This is a genomic window from Bacteroides sp. AN502(2024) (assembly GCF_041227145.1).
Lineage (GTDB): Bacteria > Bacteroidota > Bacteroidia > Bacteroidales > Bacteroidaceae > Bacteroides.
Map to the genome: position 1 here is coordinate 304,308 of NZ_JBGFSP010000003.1, position 22,569 is coordinate 326,876.

Genomic DNA, 22,569 nt, shown 5'->3' on the forward strand with positions numbered 1-22,569 from the left:
TTAAGAGGCGTAAAAGGGTTGTTTTTTTTGCTTTCTGCCTCGATTTTTGCTACGCAAAATAATCATTATTCTCCTGATTTACAAATAGTTCAACTTAATGACAATAAAAAGAAACACCGTTTTTGCCCTCAGGGCAGCATCATGGAGAGACTGATGGATTTTGCCTCGTCAGTCCCGAATTTCCGCAGGTTAGGCAAGGGAAATATACGCCATAAGCTCAATGACTTCCTCATCCTGATGATTCTCGCCCGGACCTCGAAATGCATCGGACGAGCTGAGATAATAGAATTCGGTGGGCGTAATCTCAAAAGGTTCCGTTCAATGGGAATGCTTAAGAACGGCGTGTCCTCAGAACCGACGCTATGCCGGATTGAAAAAGGCATTGATGACCTCAGTCCGGCTGATAAAATGCAGAAACTTGCTGAGGCATTCCATGGGGAGTTGCTAAAATCCGAATGCAGCAGGGAGATAATCTGTATGGACGGCAAGGCAGAGCGCGGCACCATACAGGAGAACGGCCGCAACCCGGACATCGTGTCGGCATATTCGTACGACACTGGCATCACATTGGCCACCGAGGCCTGTCAGGAAAAGAGCAATGAGATAAAGGCCGTCCCCCTGTTGATTGGCAAAATCGACATATCCGGCAAGACAGTCACAGCCAATGCCATGTTGATGGAGAAAGACATCATAGACCTGATCAGAAGGAAGGGAGGCGATTTCCTTATCAAACTCAAGGCAAACCAGCGGACCCTGCGCTACGGTATCGAGGACAAACTTAAAAGAGTGTCAACCGCAGCACGCATACACCGAGGGACCTGAATTGGAGCACGGCAGGATTGAGACGCGGACATACCGTATATATGACGGTCTTGATATCATCGCTGACAAGCAGAAATGGGGAGAAAGTCTTACGATTATTGAAATTGAAGCTGACACGGTCAAGAAATCAACCGGAGCACATACTTCAGAAAGACGGATCTATGTATCCGGCCTGCCCATGGACACGCCCCGGTTAGGTTCCCTCATACGCAAACATTGGTCAATAGAGAGCATGCATTGGAGTTTGGATTTCAACCTACTGCAAGACTGGGTAAAGCGAAAGTCCACGAAAGCAGCCTGGAATCTCGACACTATCCAAAGGATTGTTCACTCACTGTTCTCTATTTGGAAAGGACGCTGCAAAAAACGGTCTGATAAAAGAAAAGGAATGACTGAGTTCATGAGGGGATTCTCCATGAGTTTTACCAAGCTGCTGAGATTCTCAGCCCCAAAATAAAAAAAACGATTTTCGATAAAAAGATAATTGACTGAAATACAAACTTCAACAATTTACCCGGATCGTATTGAACCGAGTAAGGGGGAGTATGGCCATATTTTTATCTTAAATGGAAAGAGCCGTGTCAACAAACACTATTTTTATAATCTCAATTATTATAATTTGTCATCTTAAACATGTATCCTCCCAATAATCCATTTTACATAAGGTATTTATATAAAATTATACCAAGTCCTATTACAACTTAGCCTAATTAATCAATATGATCATAATCTTAAATTAACATTTATGAAAACTCCTACTAACAGACCTCCACCTTTCAAAAACAGAGAAATTACTCTCATTTTCTATTTTTCTTTCAGCACAGATCAGAATAGTTTTGAAATGTATTCTGAATCCATTATCAACTTCAATACCAACAATCTAAGAAGATGAATAATAGCAGTTAAACACACCTATATATTATCAAACTTACTCATAACAAAACAAACGTATACCTCTTGTATGTATACCCTAGTTGTACCTACATTGTAGATACACAAGAGTAGTTCTCCCTTTCTCTTTTTTACCAATCTAATTATTAACCTCTTATCACAGAAAACAATGCGAAAAAGAAGAGTTTATTGGATGCTGTTCATTACAGCTTTCGCATGGTTAGCTTCCTGTTCAGATGACGACATCAATGGAAGCAGCGGGTTCAACCCAAACCAGCCTATTGAAATTACAGAATTTTATCCTGATTCCGGAGGTATAGCCACTCCGATGATCATTGAAGGCCACAACTTCGGCACAGATACCACTGGCATGAAAGTCTATTTTGAAGATATAGACGAGATCAGGCATCCTGCCGGATTAGTCAGCAGTAACGGTAACAGAATCTATGTATTTGTTCCCAAAGGACTCACCTTCAAAAGAGAGATGAATATTCTTGTAGAAAGAAAAACACCCGACGGTCAGGAATACATAGGCAAAGCACCAGACCAATTCCTATACAAGACACAAACCAGTGTTAGTACGGTAGCAGGACTTGCGTCTCCCAATAGTAACACCAATACCGTTGGTGGTGACCTTGCCACATGTACTTTCTCTTGTCCGACCTATCTCTGTATAGACAGTGAAGATAATATATTCGTATCAGAGCGTTCACTGCATAGTGGAAAAGCCAAGCAACCAAACATAAGCTGCCGTAATGAAAAAGGTGGGGTTGTAAACGGAAACATTATGATGATTTCCATCGCCAACAATTCTTCCATTGCATTAAAATATGGAGTGGGATTAATTAATGCACCGGCTTATTCTGATGAAAAAGATGCTGAAGCAGTTTATATCCCGGATGATGCCGGCATGAAGTATTATGATATGCAAAAACTTCTAAACTATATTCCCAGATATAGAACAGTGTTGAAATCAGAGGAACTCAGGACCGTAGACGAAAACAACTGGAAACATTGCTTTGTAGTCAACAAGCTGGATCACATGATTTATACGGTCATGTGGAAAGGGCAATTGGTTCGAATCAATCCTAAAAACCGTACAGCAGAAATTCTGTTAAAGAAAATATCTAACGTGGCAATAGGCGATGGCGGCGGAGCAGGAAGTGACTCCTATATCGCATTCAGCCCTATTAAAGGAGAGGAAAACGTACTCTATGTATCTCTTGCTGACTTTCACCAGATTTGGAGAGTGGACGTATCCAAGATCACTCCAGAAGATAAAGACACGTACAACGGAGAGTCATACGCAGGAAAAGCAATCTACGAAGGAGTTATGAACGGAAAAGGTTGGGAAGACGGATTGCTGAAGAATGCTAAATTCAGGCATCCGCGCCAGATCTGTTTCACCGATGACGGAAAAATGTACATCGCTGATAGTGGCAACTCCTGTATCCGTTTGATAGATACTACTATACCGAAAGAAAGAGCAGTCGTAACCACCCCCATCGGTCTGCCGGGAGCGGAGGGTTATAAGGATGGAGGTCCGGAAATTGCCAAATTCCACTTCCCTTGCGGAGTAGCAGTCAATAGTGATGGAACTATTGTATATGTAGCCGACACACAGAACAAAGTGATTCGTAAATTATCCATTGAATAATCTTATACAAAATACAATAATGAGAAATAATTTTCTACTGATTGTACTAATCATGGCGCTTATACCGCTGACGAGTTACAGTCAAGACAATAAGAAAAAACAGTTTACTGTAGCGGGGATCGTAATAGACAAAACCGGTGAACCGCTACCGGGTACCACTATCTATGTCAAGAATGCACCGGGAGTAGGAACCTCAACAGATATGGATGGTAAGTTCAGTATCAAAGTAGGTGTCAACCAAATATTAGTCATTCAGGCTGTCGGAATGAAATCTATCGAGAAACTGGTGACTAAAGATGAAATAAAACTCAAAGTTACATTGGAAGAAGATAACACCAAGCTTGACGAAGTTGTAGTCACTGGTATGACTTCACAAAAAAAGATATCAGTAGTAGGTGCAATCAGCACTATTGATGTAGCCCAGCTCAGTACTCCCGGTACTTCCCTCAATAACATGATCGGCGGACGATTGGCTGGTGTTATCACCATGCAGAGTTCGGGCGAACCGGGAAAAAACATATCTAATTTCTGGATTCGTGGCATCAGTACTTTCGGAGCCAGCTCCGGCGCATTAGTGCTGATTGACGGTATCGAAGGGCGCCTTCAAGACATTGATCCTGATGATGTAAAATCGTTCAGTATCCTGAAAGACGCCTCCGCCTCCGCAGTGTATGGTACCCGAGGTGCCAATGGTGTGGTCCTAGTTACCACTAAACGTGGAGAAACAGGTAAACTTACCATCACAGGACGAGCAACATTAAAGGTGTCTCACATCAAACGTCTGCCCGAATACCTGGGAGCTTATGAGTACGCTCTCCTTGCCAATGAAGCACGTGCCATGTCGGGTGAAGACGACCTGTACTCCCGTCTGGAACTGGATCTAATAAAATACAATTTAGATAAAGATCTCTACCCGAATGTTAACTGGATAGATGAAATAATGAAACGCACATCTATACAGCAGAACTATTACATCAATGCACAAGGAGGAGGCGACATAGCCAGATATTATCTTTCAGTAGGATATCAGGATGAAGGAGCAGCCTACCAGCAGGAAGACAACCTGTTCAAAAAGCCCTTGTCATATAAAAAAATAACATACCGTGCCAATATTGACATGAATCTGACCACAACAACTAAAGTTTATTTTGGTCTGGACGGATATATTTCCAACTATACCAGTCCGGGTGGACAAAACACGAATACGGTATGGTCAGCAGTCCGTCAGCTAACTCCATTAATGTTTCCTAAGACCTATTCAGACGACACTTTCCCTTCTTATGGAAAACATGACCTTGCTTCTCCGTATGTCATGCTAAATAACACCGGATACACTCAAGACGAAACTCAGCGTAATATGCTTACACTCAAACTTGAACAAAAATTCGGAGGATTCCTGAAAGGAATGACAGCGTCGGTGCAAGCAATGAGCGAAAATATCAATTATTTCAATGAAGGACGTTATATATGGCCTGACCTCTATCGCGCTACAGGAAGAAGTTCACAAGGCATACTCATCAAAACACTGCGTACTGCCAAAGAGAACATGAAATATACACAAAAAAACAACAGATACAGAAAATACTACATGGAAGCCAAAGCCAACTGGGACCGTACATTTGGTTTGCATTCACTAGGAGCATTGGCTTTATATTACATGGAAGATGTTCATAATACCCGATGGAACTATGACGCAATGGGTATTAACGCCATTCCTCAACGCCGCCAAAACTTATCAGGACGGGTTTCCTATGGCTATAACAATAGCTATTTCATTGATGCAAACTTCGGTTACACAGGTTCTGCGCAATTCGAAAAAGGAAAAAGATTCGGTTTCTTCCCGTCCATTGCTATAGGCTGGGTACCGACATCCTATAACTGGGTCAATGAGTCCATTCCCTGGTTAAGCTTCCTCAAATTCCGAGGCTCCTACGGTCAGGTCGGTAATGATCAGATCAGCAATGATCGGTTCCCTTATCTGACATTAATCAATGACAATGCCGCTTCTTACTGGGGATATCGTGAACGGGGTATTACAGAAACTGTGAAAGGAGCCGACAACCTTCAATGGGAAGTAGCAAAGAAGCTCAACTTTGGTATCGATGCCAAGTTCTTCCACGATAAGTTCTCTGTCACTGTTGACTTTTTTCGCGACATACGTGATCATATCTTCCAGGATCGTGTGACGCTACCTAAATTTGTAGGTATGGTTACCGTCCCGAAATCAAATGTAGGAAAAATGCATAGCTATGGTTCGGACGGAAATTTCGAATTCTTCCACCAGATCAATAAAGATATGAGCTTCACTGTACGCGGCAATTACACTTTCTCTCAGAATATTATTGATTACTATGAAGAAAACAAGTTACCTTATGATTATCTGAGTGTAACCGGAAAGCCCTTTAACATCCTTCGCGGATATATTGCAGAAGGACTCTTCTCCAGTAAAGAAGAAATTAACACAAGTGCTGACCAAAGCGGATTCGGCCGCATTCGTCCGGGAGATATCAAATATCGTGACGTAAACGGAGACGGTATTATCAATGCCGATGACAAAGTACCTTTGTCCTATTCCAACCAACTCCCTCGGGTGATGTATGGATTCGGAGCCGATTTTCATTGGAAAGACTTAACCCTCAGCTTTCTTTTCAAAGGTTCGGCAAAAGTAGACTACTATCGTTCGGGACTCGGTAATGACGCAGGATGGATTCCCTTCTATAACGGAGAACTCGGCAACATTATCAAGCTGGCCAACAATCCTAAGAACAGATGGACGCCCGCATGGTATTCAGGCACTACCGATACGGAAAATCCACATGCGGAATTTCCACGTCTCTCCTACGGAGGCAATACGAACAACTCCCAGCTTTCATCTTTCTGGAAACGGAACGGTTCTTTCCTGCGCTTTCAAGAACTCAGTCTGAAGTACAACCTGAAGACCTCATGGATAAAAAAGACAGGACTATCTTCTATAGATCTGGAGTTTGTTGCCAACAACCTCTTTACTATCGACAAAGTGAAGTATTTTGATCCGGAACAGGCATCTGCAAACGGAGCCGCTTATCCGATACCGGCAACTTATACGTTCCAGATTTATCTTAAATTCTAAAAATAATACAGAACACTCATGAAAAAATTATTCAAAATAATATTAGGAGCAACAGTAGGAAGTACACTACTACTCAGTTCCTGCAATTTTCTGGATGTAGACCCATACTTCGAAGCGACTTTCAAAAAAGACTCCATCTTTCACAGCAAGAAAAATGCTGAAGGTTATCTCTGGAACACTCCGAAAGGTTTTCCCGACGCAGGAGCCATCTGGGGAAATTCCTGGAATCCGGGGGAATCTGCTTCGGACGAAATAACACTTAAATATCAGACAAATGAATTTTGGGGACTGCAATTCTCCGTAGGTACCATCAACAGCAGAAATCTGCCTATCCAAAACCAATGGTACAACATGTATGTTATTGTAGCAAGATGTAACAAAATGCTTAAAGAAGTCTACAATGTGCCTGATATGAACGAAATGGACAAAAGACGCTATATCGGATATGTTCACTTCATGCGTGGGTACGCTTATTATCATCTTTTGATGAACTGGGGACCGTTGATTATCGTGGGCGATGAAGAACTGAGCACCTCCGAACCTGCCGAATATTATAATCGCGAACGGGCTACCTATGATGAGTCTGTAGATTATATATGCAATGAATTCCGCCTGGCAACTCGAGGTATCTATTCGGCGGATGAACAAAGCGTCAACTATTATCAACGTCCGACCAAAGGAGCAGCCATGGCACTCATCGCCCGTTTGCGTCTCTTTCAGGCTTCACCGCTTTTCAATGGCGGAGCTGCAGCCCGTAAATGTTTCGGGACCTGGAAACGTAAAAGCGACGGAGCCTACTATGTCAATCAAGAGTACGATCCTATACGCTGGGCCGTTGCAGCAGCTGCCGCCAAACAGCTTACCCAAATGGGATATGAGCTACATACAGTGGAAGCTGATGCCCAGAATCCATATCCTTTAGCCTCCAATGTTCCTACTGCGAACTTCCCTGACGGAGCAGGCAATATCGATCCTTATCACTCCTACTCCGATATGTTCACAGGAGAAGGTATCATACAGACTAATAAAGAATTCATTTGGGCGATGGAATCCGGTAACGTCACTAATTATACTCAGCACTCATTCCCTGTTAAGTTTGGCGGATGGGGTTCAATGTCTGTGCCGCAGAGGGTAATCGATTGCTATCTGATGGCAGATGGGCGGACTATTCATAATTCATCGACAGAATATCCATATGAGCCGGACTTTAGCAAACTCACCGGTGTATCCAAAAAACTGGGAACATACCTACTGAGGGAAAACGTACCTATGATGTACGCCAATCGTTCGGCACGTTTCTACGCCTCGATAGGTTTTCCGGGACGCTATTGGACGATGAGTTCAGCTTCTACCGACGCCTCCTACGTCAATCAGCAATTCTGGTATTCTCACGATGATACCAATGCCGGAATTGCCGGTGCCGGAAATAACGTAAACGACTACTGTATCAGCGGTTATATTCCCGTCAAATACATTCATCCGGACGACTCATGGGCTAACGGCAAAGGGAATGTAAAAGGCGCATTCGTCACCAATCCTAAACCGTTCCCTATCATTCGTTATGGTGAAGTGCTACTGGAATATGTAGAAGCATTGAATCGTGTAGAAGGTACAGTGACCGTAGAAGTATCCGACAATACAGGTACGCTTATTGAGGAAACCGTTAGCCGTGATCCAGCAGAAATGGCTAAATATTTCAACATGATACGTTATCGAGTCGGCTTGCCGGGAGTAGATATTAACGACATGACAGAAGCTGACAATTTTGAGAAAATCATCCGCAATGAACGTCAGGTAGAGCTCTTTAATGAAGGATACCGATACTTCGATACGCGCAGATGGGGAACCTATCTGGACGAAGATGCCAACAGCTCCAACTGGAGAGGACTGGATGTTACAAAAGACCGTACAAATGCCAACGGTAATGAAGGATTCTGGAATATCGTGACGATCAATACACAAAACGTGCGAGACCGCATTGCACTGCCTAAAATGGTATTCTTACCGCTCCGCCATGATGAATTGCTGAAGGTTCCCAATGCCGACCAAAATTTCGGATGGGACAGATAATATCAAAACATGAATAACAGACTGAATATGAAAAAGAAATTTAATATAATGTTCTGCGCCCTTATAAGCGCATTGAGTGCTTGCAATGAATACGATTTCAACCAAGAACAATACCGGAACGAAGTAGGCTTACTCAGTAATTCGAGTCTGATCTACGACCGGCAGGTAGCTAATATAGGACAAGAAAAAGATACGGTCTATCTGGTTGCCACGGTTAGCGGCTCACAAATAAGCCCTAACACACACCATGTAGCTCTTCTGGAATCGGACTCTTTGCTGAAAGCATACAACAAATCCAACTTTGATATAGAAAAAGAAAAATTTGCCAAACTGCTTCCCGATGAATGCTATGATTTTCCCAATAAGGAACTGGATATTCAGGCAGGCACTTCCAAAGTAATGTTTCCGATCTATCTGAAAAATCTGGAAAGGATTTCACCGGATTCCATTTATTTTCTGGATTACAAGATAGATCCGGACAAAACACCTAATTATAATCCGGATAAAAGTCATGTATTATTGCGTATCTATAAAGAAAACTATTATGCAACGACAAAGACTTCTACCTACTACAATTATACAAGCAGTACGATTGTAATTCCTAACCCTAGTGGTAGTCCCGAAGTCCGTAGACCGACAAATGCCAATCAAGTATTCCCGATCGGTGCCAATTCGGTACGCATGATGGCAGGTGATGAAGATCTTGGCGATTATAAGACAGCAAGAAGCAGAATTGTATCTAAGAGTATCATTCTGGAAATTGGCGAGCAGCAACCGGAGAATCCTCAGGCCAGAGAACTTACCATCAGAGCGCATGACAGAGTTAATGATGTGGAAGTGGACCCGGTCGATGTAGTACAACTTACTCCAATCGATGATTACGACAACACATTCCTGTTAAACGCTATCCGTACTCCCGACGGACGTGCCACTTATTACAAAGAGTTCCGTCTGCATTATAAATATCGCCTGGAATCCACCGCCCCTTACCGGGAAGTGAAAGCCAAACTGCGATATGAATTTAACCCAAGAGTAGATAACTTGTAATCAAATCAAATGAGTATGAAAAAAAATATATTAATCATCGGGCTCGCAAGCATATTCGGAATTGCTTCCGGACTTATCTCTTGTTCGCCCGATTACGAAACCGAGTTTAAAGTAGAAACGCTGGTAGTTCCTGATAAAAGTCAGGCACCTATCACTTTCCCACTTCTGGGAGGAGAACATGAAATTGAAGTGCAGACCAATGTACCACTCAACAGGTGGAATACCCGGTCCAATGCAGAATGGTGCAAGGTAGTACAACACGAGGGCAAAGTAGTCGTATCTGCCAGTGCAAACAATATATACAAACAACGCCGGGCGGAAATCACTGTAGCCTATGGCCATCAAAGCTATTCCATCACTGTCTCGCAGTTTGGTAAAGAACCGGCCATCCTGATAGGTGACAAGCTACAACAGGAAGGATATGTAAAAATAATAGATGCAGAAAGAGAAACATTGACAATTCCTGTAGCGACCAACCTGAATCTGGATAATATCATTATACCAGACACTTGCAACTGGATACGTCTGGCAGAGCAACCTGCCACATTTGATGCAAAGACGCGTGCAGCGGAAGACGTAAACAAACAGGAACTGAAATTTACGCTGGATAAAAGCACCGAGACTGACGTACGTTATTGTACGATTATCCTCCAGTCTTCCCAGAATTACAGCTATACAGCTTCTTTCCTGATAAAACAACAACCCAGAGGTTATATAGTCGAAATCGATAAAGACAAGAAGATCTATGAAGTGAAAGCAATGGGAGAAACAATCACTATTCCTTTCAAAGTAAATTCTCCTGCCGGTGAAGTGTCATATACCTATGAAGTCGAAGAATCCGCCCAATCCTGGATCACTCCAGTATCATTACCCGCTTCAAGAGCACTGCGTGATGTCTCCGAAAGCTTTATCATTAAAGCCAACACTGAAGTTGAGAATCAACCTCGTGAAGGAAAGATAACCTTCAAGAGTACCAATAGCACCGACAAAGTACCAAGTCAGTTCGTAGTCACAGTAAAACAGGCCGGATTTATCGCGACCCCTCCTTTAAATGTGATCAATGCTGCTGCTACTCCGGGAACCGGAAGTATTCAGCTGCAATGGGCGATACCTGAAGATGTAGACTTCAACAAGATAAAGATTACCTATTACGATAAAGTCACGAAAGAAAATAAAGAGATCTTGATAAATGACTATAAGACAACATCCTATATCATAGATGATACTTACCAATGTGCAGGTGAATACTCATTTACTATCAACACCTATGGTCCGACTGGTATGGAGACAGATAGTCCGGTAACAATAACAGGCATTTCCAGCGAAGCTTCCGAAATGGAACGTGTTACTCTTACTATCGATATGCTTTCCGACAATGCTAATCATGTCGGAGACGGAGGCGGTTTACCGGCATTGATTGACGGCAAAGTCAGTACTTATTATCATACCAAGTGGAATGCTCCTGTTACAACAGAAGCACATTATGTCCAGATCAAACTGAACAAACCATTAAAAGACCTTTGTTTTGAATATGATGCACGTCAGAGCGGAGTAAATAATGGAGGTGACGTAAAAACCGCAACGATATATGGAAGCATGAACGGTGAGTTCTTTGAAAGTATGGGTAATGAAGAATTCAATCTGCCGACAACAAACGGTGGCCATGCCACAGCTAAAAACAATGTGAGTGGAAAGCAAGCTTACAACTATATCCGATTTACTCCTACGGCTCGACGTGACAAAGATCCATTGAATTATACTGTTGCAGGCAGCGCATGGTGGAATATGTCTGAAATCCACCTTTACAGAATAAGGTATGATGAAGCCTGGGCAAGAAAACAACTAGGCATTTAAGTAAAACAAAGACTGACGAAGAGCCAACAAGAGCAAATTAGGCACATTTTCTTATCAAGCTCTTTGCCAGTCTTACTCTTTATCAGATTGGATTATAAAGAATTATAAATATGAGACCCAAGAAATTAAGCCTTTTATTAACTATCTTGCCAATGATTATTACAGCCGCAGGTTGTCATACCCGGCAAGAGTCTGAAGTAAACATCACTCCTCATCGTATCAATCTTCAGGCAGACAGCCTCTACCAGCAAGCAATAGCCTTGATGGAATCTTCCTATGATGTGGACTCCGCTCAAAAATGCATCCGTTTTTTGGATAGTGCGCTAGTCATTGATAGTTTAAATCCTGACTATTACGGTGTGAAAGCCAAACTTTTATCTGAAATGGGAGAACTAGACTCCGCCCTATACATACAAACACTTGCTGTGGAGAAAAAAGCGATTACCGGTGAGTATCTGTTCCAACTGGGACTACTTCAAGCTGCCAAAGATATGCACACTGAAGCACACGAAAGTTTTGGAAAAAGCAAGTTACTCCTTCAAGCAGTATTAAAACAATATCCTGACAGCTTGGGAGCTTTTATTCTGGCAGAAGCCGCCAATTCTCTCTACCAAGATAAAGATTCACTTTTCATGAGAAATATAGATGAAATTCGTAGACGCTTTCCCGAAAGGTTGCTGGAAATTGAGATAATCCGAAGGGTGAAACCGCATTCGTTAGTGAAGCAAATCAAAAAGATTCATATTGAGAACAAATATAATATTGACTTCGATTTAGACAGTCTGGTTAACGAAACGGGAAAACAATGAAAAATAAAAATATAAATACTATGTTACTGGATAAAATGAAACACATACGATGTATTTCTCTTATTTTGCTGGTGGGAGTCACTGCTCTATATGCCTGCAAGAGTGATGACAAGGAGTTGCAGGGAGAACCAGTGCTGCAAGTACAAAAATCCATTGGATTCAAGAATGGAGGTGGGAAAGTGACAGTACCTGTCAAATCGAATCGGGAGTGGAATGCATTGGTAACCGAAGGAAAAGAATGGCTGACGGCAAAGAAGGCATCGGACACAGAACTGACGATTTCGGCAATCTCCAGTCCGGAAAAAGGAGTCAGAGAAGGAAATATTACTATCACCAATAATGCATTGACTGCTAAACTCAGAGTTGTGCAGACAGGCGGCGACCTAATCATTAAAGTGGCTGAAGAGAACCGTGTCATTCAGGTGGCGGGAACAGGAAACAATCATATACAAATTAATTTGCTTTCCAATACAGATTATGAAGTAGTTATTCCGGAGGAAGCCAAAGACTGGATTACCGAGAAAGAAGTACCTGATACAAGAGCCGATCTGGTATCCAGTACACGAATATTCTCCATTGCTTCCAATCCTCTGAGTGCAGAAAGGAATACCACGATCAAGTTTGTATCCAAAGAAAATACCAACATTTATAACCAGTCGAAAATCAAACAACAAAAGAAGTCGAGTGATATTACGGGGGTGAATCCGGAGAAGGATGTAAAGCTGAAAGTTACCGGCGGATACGACACCGACCATCAGCCGGGGCAGGATATATCAAAGTCTTATGACGGTCAGTTCGGCGGAATCTGTTATCATTCCACGTGGAGTCAACCAGCTAAATTCCCCGTTACTCTTGAATATCAATTCGATCAGAATCAGCTTACACTGGACTATATCCTGTATCACACCCGAAATGGTAACGGCAATTTTGGAGTATTCGAACTTTACATCAAGCCCCAAGGAAGTGCAGATTTTGTTCATATACAAGATTATGATTTTAAAGGAGCAGGAGGAAGTCACAGGATAGTGCTGAAAGATCCGGTTGTACCTGCGGCTGTTCAATTCAAAGTTAAAAGCGGATTAAATGATTTCGTCAGTTGTAACGAGATGGAATTTTTCCATGCTACGGAAAATCCGTTTGACGAACAACTGGCAACTGTATTCACCGACCGTTCATGCTGTGAACTCCTCCCGAACGTTTCCGACGAAGCTATTAACCAGCTTCCAGCATTCTTTAATGTGCTGGCAAAGTCTTTGCAGAGCAACACTTATCCCGAAGCGGAAAAGAGATTCAGGATACAGTCTTATCAGGCATACAGCATGCCCGAATATTGGGGAGATAAATTGAGAACCAATTACTACTCGCCTCTCTGCAACCCTACCGGTATCATAACGAATGTGGGGGAAGAGATGATTGTGTTAGTGGACGGCATACCGAAAGGTGAATCCGTTTCACTAAGGTGTTGTTCGGATCTGGGACCCTACGGTGAGGAACGATTCCTGAAAAACGGAATCAACAAGTTTTCTTTCTCACGTGCGGGGAATCTATTTGTCATCTATCAGAAACTTGATCCCCGTGGCATGCCGGCTGTGAAAATACATTTTCCTCCCCAATATGTGGAGACAACGGAACATGCGCGTGTAGGCTTCAATGTATGGGATCTGACTGTGGATAAAACCGATGATCTGTTCCGTGAATATATCCGGAAGGCAAAATCCATCACTCTGGACGGATCTGATAAATGTGTATTTGTACTGAAAGGCAGGAAGATTCTGTTTACAGCATTGAAAGATTTGCTGCAAAATCAGGACAACTTCAAACAATATGGGGTAGTAAGGGGAATAGAACGATGGGATAACCTGATGGATTGGGAGCAGGAACTGGCTGCCATCGATACCTATTCGAATACGGGAGAATTCAATTCACTGATGCATGTCACGACTTTCACCGACGGACTTTATGCAACCAATTATTACATTAACATGGCAGCTGGTGATGTAAGTAGAAAAGACGGATGGGGGTTCAAAAACAACTTCGATCCGCGCGATATGGACAAGAATCAGGACAATGAATGGGGACCAGGACATGAACTCGGACATATGCATCAGGGAGCCATCAACTGGCCCAGCACTACGGAATCGAGCAATAATCTCTTTTCTAATTATGTGGTATACAAGATAAACCAGTGGGGATCACGTGGTAGTTCCGTCGGGACATTAGCTGCTTACCGATATGCACCTCCGACCCCTTGGAGCAGATTCATGCATCCGCGTGATCTGAACACGTTGGCATTTACCCCTCAGGACATGACATCTGATGATGCCAACAAATACGGATTATATCAAGGAGAAGCCTCCGAGATGCATATGCGCCTCAACCAGCAATTGTGGACATATTTCGAACGTATCGGCAAGAAACCGAATACCATTCGTAAGATATTCGAGCAAGGACGTACCCCTGAATTTTGGTTACCTTTCAATGACCCGGGAGCAGCACAACTGATGTATGCACGCAATGTAGCAAAAGCCGCGAACATGGATATGACCGAATTTTTCGATGCCTGGGGGTTCTTTATTCCGGTCAGTTTCAAGTTGTATGCTTACGGAAGCTTTTCATATATCGTGACACAGGATATGATTAATCAGACGCTGGCTTATATGAAAACATTCCCTACTAAATGTCCGCCTATTGAATACATTGAAGATCGAAGATATCAGGTAGGAGCCAAAGGCAACCAAAAGGGTATATCCGAAAATGGAGGAGATGTAGGGTACTTCGAAACATTTCAGAACAATGTAAAAATCACCAAGACTGTAAGTTATACCGTTGCCGGAAGAACATACACTGTAACTAATGGCGAACAGGCGGTTGCTTTCGAATTAATCAAGGGTGGCAAAAAAGTATGGTTTGCCAATCGATTTGTATTTACCGTACCTGCCGAAGCAGACATTGAAGGAGCAGAACTGTACGCTGTTCAGGCTGACGGGCAACGTATTAAGGCTAAGAAATAAGGCACTATTTACACAATAGTTAGGAGCATAAATAAACTTTGTTCTCTTCCAAGCTCATTGGTCGGGGATCGACCAACACTAATGTTTACGAGCCCCAAAGTAAGTATTTATGAATAGACAACTATAAAATAGAAGCTATCAAACAGGCCTTAAATTCATAAAATTTGGCACTATAAAATATTTTGTGTAAATGGGAAATGAGGCTGTGTCGTAATTAAGGTTTTACGGCATAGCCTCATTGCTTTTATAAGAATACCCCAGAAGGTAGGCACCTAAAGGTGGACAATGCTAATTCTGAATTGTATATCAGTACATTGAGTAGTATATTTTCAATCATGGCAATCTTGTTGAGCTCGTACTATGCAACCATAGACCGAATTCAACTGGGAGCCTTATTTGCTATAGTAACAATATCAACCATGATCATTCAAGCATCAATCAAAATATCTTTCTACATAGTAGATATACAGGAAACCAGGGTTACGTTTGAATGTTCTGCCTTTATTTTACTTATGAAAGAAGGAAATACCGTCCCACATCCATGTTCTCAATTAGGGCTTGAATGTCGCAATGTATCATTCAGATATCCCTGACAAATGGCACTATTAGAATATCTGAATATAAAGGTAGGAATTGAGAACTTCATTTCTATTTTTGGTAGTGTCGGTTCAGGAAAGACGACTCTTACCGACTTATTGCAAAGAAATTATGTACCCTCTTCGGGAGAGATCTTATTTAAGGGAACAGACATTAAAAACTACCAGTTGTCACAATGGCGTTCATACCTTGGAATCGTGCCACAATACACTAAAATATTTATAGGAACTGTGACGGATAATATAACAATGTTTCAGTCGATTCTTGTTGAGGATGTTTTGATCTTTTGTAAGAAATTAGGGCTAGAACAATTTTTGCAAGATGATAATTTAAGCCTGTATCACATATTGGATGAAAACGGGAATAATCTCTCAAGAGGGCAAAGACAGCTAATTGGTATTGCCAGAGCATTATATAAATCACCGGAAATTCTGATAATAGACGAATCGACAGCATCTATGGATAAGGTAAATGAAATGCAAGTTTTAAACCTCTTGCAAAGACTAAAGAATAGAATGGCTATATTAATGATTACCCATAAACCGGAAATTGCTTGAATGACGGATTGCATATACGTTCTGGACCAAAACACTTTCTTGCATCATGGAGATCATTATAACTTAATGAAATCTACGAATTTGTATAGTAGAGCATATGAGTCATTGTTTATGTAACAGAACAATCAGAGGAAATTTAAAAGCTAAAACGGATGCATGAATTCCAAACCCACTCCCAACGTTTATAAATATTGTTATACTGATATTCAATTCCAGTTTTCAACTGCAGTTTTTTATTGATATTATAAGAAAAGCCCGTGCCAATATAATATTGAGTAGGCGTAGTTGGCAAATATTACAGTCCGGTTTTTATCAATGCTATAACCGCCATAAACATGATAATTTAAACGGTTAGTAAGTCCAAAGTGAGTGTCGGTATGTCGTTTTATTAATACCCTGGAATTTCCTGTATCCAACAAGAAGTTTATAAATAACCGCTTATGAACAGAGGAATTTGCATAGAGAGTGGATCTTGCCATATAATTAATTCATTGACTTTAAAGGTTGATATGGAATATTTTTTTGCGAAAAAGGTAGGTTGGGGCAATTGTAAATCTTCAATAAATAAAATCGCGGAGTGAGAGTCTTGCAGACGTTTTTGGGGAAAGAACGCTTTGTTAAGATCCCTTAACGCCTCTTTGTTCATCTGAATTTCAGTTTCTCCCTCCAATAGTTTCTTTAATTTTAAAGAGCCATTTGATGTCCACACATCTTGTCCTTGCATAACCAAAGGTAGAAACAAAAGAGATATGATAATCAATATGAATTTCATTTTATCCTATCAAAAGCTGAAAACTATTAATAATCCGTTATATTTCTTATCCTTTATGCCATGAGTGGATAAGTTGCTTTAAAGTACTATAATCATAACGTGAATATGTAATATTTTCCCTATGTACCTCCTTGATATTTAACATCAATAAACACATGTTTACAAGAGTTCTCTATCAAGGGATATTCAAAAACTTATTAATTCTATAGACGTCTACTCATAATGTTTTTCTTGGACTGTAAAAGGTCTTTGTCTTTTGGTAGGATAGCTTCAATGCTTTTGCATACCGACACCTCCTGTTTACATCCTGATTAATAAGAAGCAATTATGAGGCATGAAAACATTTTATATCCCGTAATCGATAATCACTAATCTATCTCTTATTTCTTTACCAGCCGGATAATCCGTCCGTCTTTCTCATAAGAGAAATGATTAGTATGCGTTAGTACATTCAATATCTCGTCCGGCATACTATCGGTAGAGAATTCACCGGTAAACCGTTCTGATTTCAATGCTTCATCCTTATAAACAAATTTGATATCGTATAACTTCTCCATAATATTGGTTATTTCCAATAAAGAATGTTGCTTAAATTCCAACTTGCCATTAATCCAAAGAAGCACATCTGTAGGCTGGTTATATTCTATCAACTCTGCCTGATAAGTATCTGTATTCACATTCAATGTCTGTCCAGGTTTCAGCAAATAACCGTTTTCCTTAGTTCGCGGAGAATCTACCCGAACCAACCCTTGAAGTAAAGTAGTCACTACCCTATTCTCTTCTTCACGTGCACGCACATTAAACTTAGTACCCAACACACAGGTCTTGATCTGCTTACTATTTACTATGAACGGAGCATGCTTGTCATGAGCCACTTCAAAATAAGCCTCACCTGATAAGTCGATCTCACGATCCGAAGTCCAAAAAGAAGTATGATAAACCAGTTTCGAAGACGCATTCAGCCATACCCTACTACCATCCGGTAACACAGTCTGCGCTCTTTGTCCGGCAGCAGTTATCACCTCATAATCCGAAAGCTTATTAGAAAGTAATCCCCAGCCAATTCCACCGGCAAAAACGAGTCCGACAAGAAAAGCAGCCGCCACAGTAGCATAACTTCCCCAACGGATCGAGAGACTTTTCCGCTTAGCCTTTTTCTTCTTTTCTCTGATAGCTGATTTAAATTGCTCCAACGACACCTCTGTATCTACAGCATTCATTACCACCATACGCTCACCCACAAAAAGAGTGTAATAAAGTTGCTCCAAAATTTTCCGGTTTTCTGGTACTTCTTCGCACCAAGCCTCCACCCGAGCAGCTTCTTCATCGTTACATTCACCCTGCAGATAATTCACCAAAATAGTTTCATCCATGTCTTTTATCTTTTTACAAAAAAACTATAATATCTTTATAATAATACAGTTGTAAGTACAAATATACTAAAGAGAAAAAGAAAAAAATATTTTTCTCGCATTTTTATTTTATTTATCTACTTCTTTCCCTATTTTTGTCTTACATAAATAAAAAAAGAATGTCACAATCTCCGATATATTTGGATATTAATAATAACAAGTCCGTTATCACTGCCCTAAAAGCAGGAGAAGAAAAAGTTTTTGACTTCGTCTACAGACATTATTTCCGTAGACTATGTGCTTTTTGTTCCCAATATGTAAGTGAGCAGGAAGAAGTAGAGGAGATTGTACAAGAAACAATGATGTGGCTATGGGAAAATCGATGCACTCTTTTAGAAGATCTTACACTCAAAACACTTCTTTTTACGATTGTCAAGAACAAAGCCCTCAACCGTCTTTCCCATTTTGAAATCAAACGAAAAGTACATCAGGAAATCGTTGATAAATATGATAGTGAGTTCAATAACCCGGACTTCTATTTGAGTGATGAACTTTTCCGTTTATATGAAGAAGCACTAAAAAAACTTCCGAAAGAATATCTCGAAGCATACGAGATGAACCGCAATCAACATCTGACGCATAAAGAAATTGCTGAGAAGCTAAATGTATCTCCACAAACAGTTAATTACAGGATTGGACAAGCCTTAAAGTTATTACGAGTAGCTTTAAAAGACTATCTCCCTTTATTCATACTTATTTTCGGACCCAACTTTTTTAAACAATCATGAAATCAAACTCTTAAACAGAAACATGAGCGAACTTTTAGTCTATAAAGCCTCCGCAGGTTCAGGTAAAACATTTACCTTGGCAGTAGAATATATCAAACTGTTAATTCTCAATCCCCGCGCCTACCGGAGAATTCTCGCTGTCACCTTTACCAATAAGGCTACAGCAGAAATGAAAGAACGTATTCTTAGTCAGCTTTACGGCATACAGATAGGCGATAAAGATTCCGAAGCCTATCTCAACCGAATTAAAGAAGAGACAGGAAAATCCGAACGGGAGATACAGGAAACGGCAGGTGTTGCCCTTAGTTATATGCTGCATGATTACAGCCGATTCAGGGTAGAGACTATCGACTCATTTTTTCAATCTGTCATGCGCAATCTCGCGCGGGAACTGGAACTTAGCCCGAATCTGAATATCGAGTTAAATAATACCGAAGTTCTTAGTGACGCTGTAGATAGTATGATCGAGAAACTGGACTCCACTTCTCCCGTCCTCGCATGGTTGCTAGATTATATCAACGAGCGAGTTGCCGATGATAAACGTTGGAACGTATCGGACGAAGTGAAAAGTTTCGGACGCAATATTTTCGATGAAGGTTATATTGAAAAGGGAGAAGGACTCCGGCAACGGTTACGAAATCCGGATACCATCAAAGAGTATCGCAAACAACTGAAAGCTTTGGAAACGGAAATACTGGAACAGATGAAAGGATTCTACGACCAATTCGAAGGAGAACTGGATGGCCACGCGCTAACTGCCGATGACCTGAAAAACGGTTCACGCGGAATCGGAAGTTATTTCCGTAAACTTAATAATGGTGTTTTAGGCAATGATATCCGTAATGCCACTGTAAAAAAATGTCTGGAAGACGCAAAAAACTGGGCAACTAAGACTTCTCCCCGCTACGCGGATATCATTCGTTTAGCCAACTCCAGCCTCATGCAAATTCTGAAAGATGCCGAAAAGTTGCGTTCCAAGAATAATTTGTTACTGAATAGTTGCCGATTATCCCTGCAACACCTCAACAAAGTACAACTTCTCGCCAATATCGATGAAGAAGTACGTCAGTTGAATCATGACAACAATCGTTTTCTATTATCAGATACAAATGCCCTGCTCCATCAACTGGTGAAAGACGGTGACTCCTCTTTTGTATTCGAAAAGATAGGAACCAATATTCATAACGTCATGATAGATGAGTTTCAGGATACCAGCCGGATGCAATGGGGAAATTTCAAATTGCTCTTACTTGAAGGATTATCTCAAGGAGCAGACAGTTTGATTGTAGGAGACGTTAAACAATCCATTTATCGTTGGCGAAATGGCGATTGGGGAATTCTCAACAGCCTGAATGATCACATCGAACATTTCCCAATCCGCGTCAAGACCTTGGCTACCAACCGGAGAAGTGAAACCAATGTGATCCGGTTTAATAACCAAATCTTCAAAGCTGCTGCCAACTATCTGAACGGAGTATATAAACAACAGTTGGGCAAGGATTGTGAAGATCTGCAAAAAGCCTATGCCGACGTTGTACAGGAGTCTCCCCGAAATACAGAAAAAGGATATATAAAAGTCTCTTTTCTCGAACCCGATGAAGAACATGATTATACCGAACAAACATTAATCAGTCTGGGAGAAGAAGTAAAACATCTCCTCACTTCCGGAGTACGACTCAACGACATAGCCATCTTAGTACGAAAAAATAAGAGTATTCCCCGAATCGCCGATTACTTCGATAAGGAGCTACACTATAAAGTGGTATCAGACGAAGCCTTCCGTCTGGACGCCTCTCTTGCCGTTTGTATGATGCTGGATGCGCTGCGATTTCTTTCCGATGAAAACAATAAAATAGCACGTGCCCAACTGGCCGTAGCCTATCAAAACGAGGTTTTACAGAAAGGACTGGATTGGAATACTCTCCTACTACTCCCTGCCGAGAATTATCTTCCCGCAGCTTTTCTTGAAAAGATAAAGGAACTAAGGCTAATGCCTCTCTATGAGCTTTTAGAAGAACTTTTCAGCATATTCGGGATGAATCTTATCAAAGATCAGGATGCTTATTTATTTGCCTTCTTTGATGCTGTAACCGATTATCTGCAAAGCAATTCTTCCGAGCTGGACGGATTCATCCGGTATTGGGACGAAACATTATGCAGTAAAACAATTCCAAGTGGAGAAGTAGAAGGCATCCGGATTTTCTCCATACACAAATCCAAAGGACTGGAATTCCATACCGTGCTCCTTCCTTTCTGTGACTGGAAGCTGGAAAATGAAACCAATAATCAGCTTGTATGGTGTGCCCCACAAACAGCGCCGTTCAATGCATTGGATATTCTGCCTATTAACTATTCTACCCAAATGGCTGAATCGATTTATGGTAACGACTACCTGCAAGAACGCCTTCAACTTTGGGTAGATAACCTCAATCTACTATACGTTGCTTTTACCCGTGCTGGGAAAAACCTTATGATCTGGAGTAGAAAAAGCCAAAAAGGCACCATGTCCGAACTATTGGCAAACACGCTCCCGATAGTAGCGCAAGAAGAAGGGATTGAGTGGGAAGAAGACTGTTACGAGCAAGGGCAACTGTGCCCTTCCGAAGAAGAAAGAATCAAGACATCCATAAACAAGCTCACTCAGAAACCAGAGAAACTCCCTATCCGGATGGAATCCATACGACATGATATTGAATTTCGTCAGTCCAATCGTTCGGCGGACTTCATTCAGGGCATTGAAGAAGAAGATTCGGACGACCGCTTTATCAACCGCGGGCGTATGTTACACACCCTATTTTCTGTTATCGAAACAGCAGACGATATAGATCCGGCCATTGAACGGCTTATTTTTGAAGGAGTTATCAGAAATGATGAGAAAGAGAAGGTGGCTCGTGAGGTTACAAAGAAAGCTTTTTCTTCTCCTGAAATTCAGGATTGGTATTCCGGAAAATGGACGCTGTTTAATGAATGTGCTATTATCTATAAAGAAAAAGGAATTTTGCAAACCCGTCGTCCGGACCGTGTAATGATGAAAGATGATCAGGTTGTTGTAGTCGATTTTAAGTTTGGTAAGGAAAATCCTAAATATAACAAACAAGTGAAAGGATATATGCAACTTCTTACCAAGATGGGATATAAAAATATCACCGGCTACTTGTGGTATGTGGATGAAGAAAAAATAGAAAAAGTATGAATTATGTTCCGGGCACAATAAATATATGAATTAGAAAAAA

12 protein-coding genes and 1 pseudogene are annotated in these 22,569 nt (G+C 41.3%); 11 read left to right on the plus strand and 2 right to left on the minus strand.

Annotated elements, in window-relative coordinates; all coding sequences use genetic code 11:
- Positions 1–237 precede the first annotated feature (237 nt).
- The 9 genes and pseudogenes from AB9N12_RS01265 to AB9N12_RS01305 all read left to right on the plus strand — a co-directional run bounded on the left by AB9N12_RS01265 (position 238) and on the right by AB9N12_RS01305 (position 16,424).
- Positions 238–1,279 (plus strand): annotated as a pseudogene (locus AB9N12_RS01265) (ISAs1 family transposase).
- A 603-nt stretch (positions 1,280–1,882) separates the two neighbouring features.
- Positions 1,883–3,370, plus strand: a complete 1,488-nt coding sequence (locus AB9N12_RS01270) for a hypothetical protein (RefSeq protein ID WP_369889124.1) — start codon at positions 1,883–1,885, stop codon at positions 3,368–3,370.
- 19 nt (positions 3,371–3,389) lie between these two features.
- The gene (locus AB9N12_RS01275; RefSeq protein WP_369889125.1) at positions 3,390–6,479 is read left to right on the plus strand and encodes a SusC/RagA family TonB-linked outer membrane protein; all 3,090 of its coding nucleotides are present in this window, start codon (positions 3,390–3,392) and stop codon (positions 6,477–6,479) included.
- 18 nt (positions 6,480–6,497) lie between these two features.
- Positions 6,498–8,549, plus strand: coding sequence for a RagB/SusD family nutrient uptake outer membrane protein (locus AB9N12_RS01280; protein WP_369889126.1), 2,052 nt, complete (start codon positions 6,498–6,500; stop codon positions 8,547–8,549).
- A gap of 27 nt (positions 8,550–8,576) precedes the next feature.
- Positions 8,577–9,596, plus strand: a complete 1,020-nt coding sequence (locus AB9N12_RS01285; RefSeq protein ID WP_369889127.1) for a BT_3044 domain-containing protein — start codon at positions 8,577–8,579, stop codon at positions 9,594–9,596.
- A 9-nt stretch (positions 9,597–9,605) separates the two neighbouring features.
- Positions 9,606–11,450: a BACON domain-containing protein gene (locus tag AB9N12_RS01290; protein ID WP_369889128.1), complete on the plus strand. Its 1,845-nt coding sequence runs from the start codon at positions 9,606–9,608 to the stop codon at positions 11,448–11,450.
- Between the two features lie 110 nt (positions 11,451–11,560).
- Positions 11,561–12,259 (plus strand): tetratricopeptide repeat protein, encoded by a 699-nt coding sequence (locus AB9N12_RS01295; protein WP_369889129.1) that lies wholly within the window; start codon positions 11,561–11,563, stop codon positions 12,257–12,259.
- On the plus strand, positions 12,256–15,270 hold the full coding sequence (locus tag AB9N12_RS01300) for a M60 family metallopeptidase (protein ID WP_369889130.1): 3,015 nt from the start codon (positions 12,256–12,258) through the stop codon (positions 15,268–15,270). The genes AB9N12_RS01295 and AB9N12_RS01300 overlap by 4 nt, the downstream gene beginning before the upstream one ends.
- Positions 15,271–15,866: 596 nt before the next feature.
- Positions 15,867–16,424, plus strand: a complete 558-nt coding sequence (locus AB9N12_RS01305) for an ATP-binding cassette domain-containing protein (RefSeq protein WP_369889131.1) — start codon at positions 15,867–15,869, stop codon at positions 16,422–16,424.
- Positions 16,425–16,848: 424 nt separating this feature from the next.
- Here AB9N12_RS01305 and AB9N12_RS01310 read toward each other — a convergent pair whose 3' ends face one another.
- Together AB9N12_RS01310 and AB9N12_RS01315 are read right to left on the minus strand one after the other, a co-directional pair.
- On the minus strand, positions 16,849–17,148 hold the full coding sequence (locus tag AB9N12_RS01310; RefSeq protein WP_369889132.1) for a DUF4858 domain-containing protein: 300 nt from the start codon (positions 17,146–17,148) through the stop codon (positions 16,849–16,851).
- Between the two features lie 428 nt (positions 17,149–17,576).
- Positions 17,577–18,569, minus strand: coding sequence for a FecR family protein (locus AB9N12_RS01315; protein ID WP_369889133.1), 993 nt, complete (start codon positions 18,567–18,569; stop codon positions 17,577–17,579).
- A 158-nt stretch (positions 18,570–18,727) separates the two neighbouring features.
- Here AB9N12_RS01315 and AB9N12_RS01320 point away from each other — a divergent pair, with 158 nt between their 5' ends.
- Together AB9N12_RS01320 and AB9N12_RS01325 are read left to right on the plus strand one after the other, a co-directional pair.
- The gene (locus AB9N12_RS01320) at positions 18,728–19,336 is read left to right on the plus strand and encodes an RNA polymerase sigma-70 factor (protein ID WP_369889134.1); all 609 of its coding nucleotides are present in this window, start codon (positions 18,728–18,730) and stop codon (positions 19,334–19,336) included.
- A gap of 22 nt (positions 19,337–19,358) precedes the next feature.
- Positions 19,359–22,529 carry a UvrD-helicase domain-containing protein gene (locus AB9N12_RS01325; protein ID WP_369889135.1) on the plus strand — a complete coding sequence of 1,057 codons (3,171 nt, stop codon included), beginning with the start codon at positions 19,359–19,361 and terminating at the stop codon, positions 22,527–22,529.
- The last annotated feature ends 40 nt before the right edge of the window (positions 22,530–22,569 follow it).

Coding starts and splice junctions, on each gene's coding strand:
- AB9N12_RS01295 (WP_369889129.1), top strand. CDS start 11,561: ATGAGACCCAAGAAATTAAGCCTTTTATTAACTATCTTGCCAATGATT.
- AB9N12_RS01300 (WP_369889130.1), top strand. CDS start 12,256: ATGAAAAATAAAAATATAAATACTATGTTACTGGATAAAATGAAACAC.
- AB9N12_RS01270 (WP_369889124.1), top strand. CDS start 1,883: ATGCGAAAAAGAAGAGTTTATTGGATGCTGTTCATTACAGCTTTCGCA.
- AB9N12_RS01320 (WP_369889134.1), top strand. CDS start 18,728: ATGTCACAATCTCCGATATATTTGGATATTAATAATAACAAGTCCGTT.
- AB9N12_RS01285 (WP_369889127.1), top strand. CDS start 8,577: ATGAAAAAGAAATTTAATATAATGTTCTGCGCCCTTATAAGCGCATTG.
- AB9N12_RS01310 (WP_369889132.1), bottom strand. CDS start 17,148: ATGCAAGGACAAGATGTGTGGACATCAAATGGCTCTTTAAAATTAAAG.
- AB9N12_RS01315 (WP_369889133.1), bottom strand. CDS start 18,569: ATGGATGAAACTATTTTGGTGAATTATCTGCAGGGTGAATGTAACGAT.
- AB9N12_RS01275 (WP_369889125.1), top strand. CDS start 3,390: ATGAGAAATAATTTTCTACTGATTGTACTAATCATGGCGCTTATACCG.
- AB9N12_RS01305 (WP_369889131.1), top strand. CDS start 15,867: ATGGCACTATTAGAATATCTGAATATAAAGGTAGGAATTGAGAACTTC.
- AB9N12_RS01280 (WP_369889126.1), top strand. CDS start 6,498: ATGAAAAAATTATTCAAAATAATATTAGGAGCAACAGTAGGAAGTACA.
- AB9N12_RS01325 (WP_369889135.1), top strand. CDS start 19,359: ATGAGCGAACTTTTAGTCTATAAAGCCTCCGCAGGTTCAGGTAAAACA.
- AB9N12_RS01290 (WP_369889128.1), top strand. CDS start 9,606: ATGAGTATGAAAAAAAATATATTAATCATCGGGCTCGCAAGCATATTC.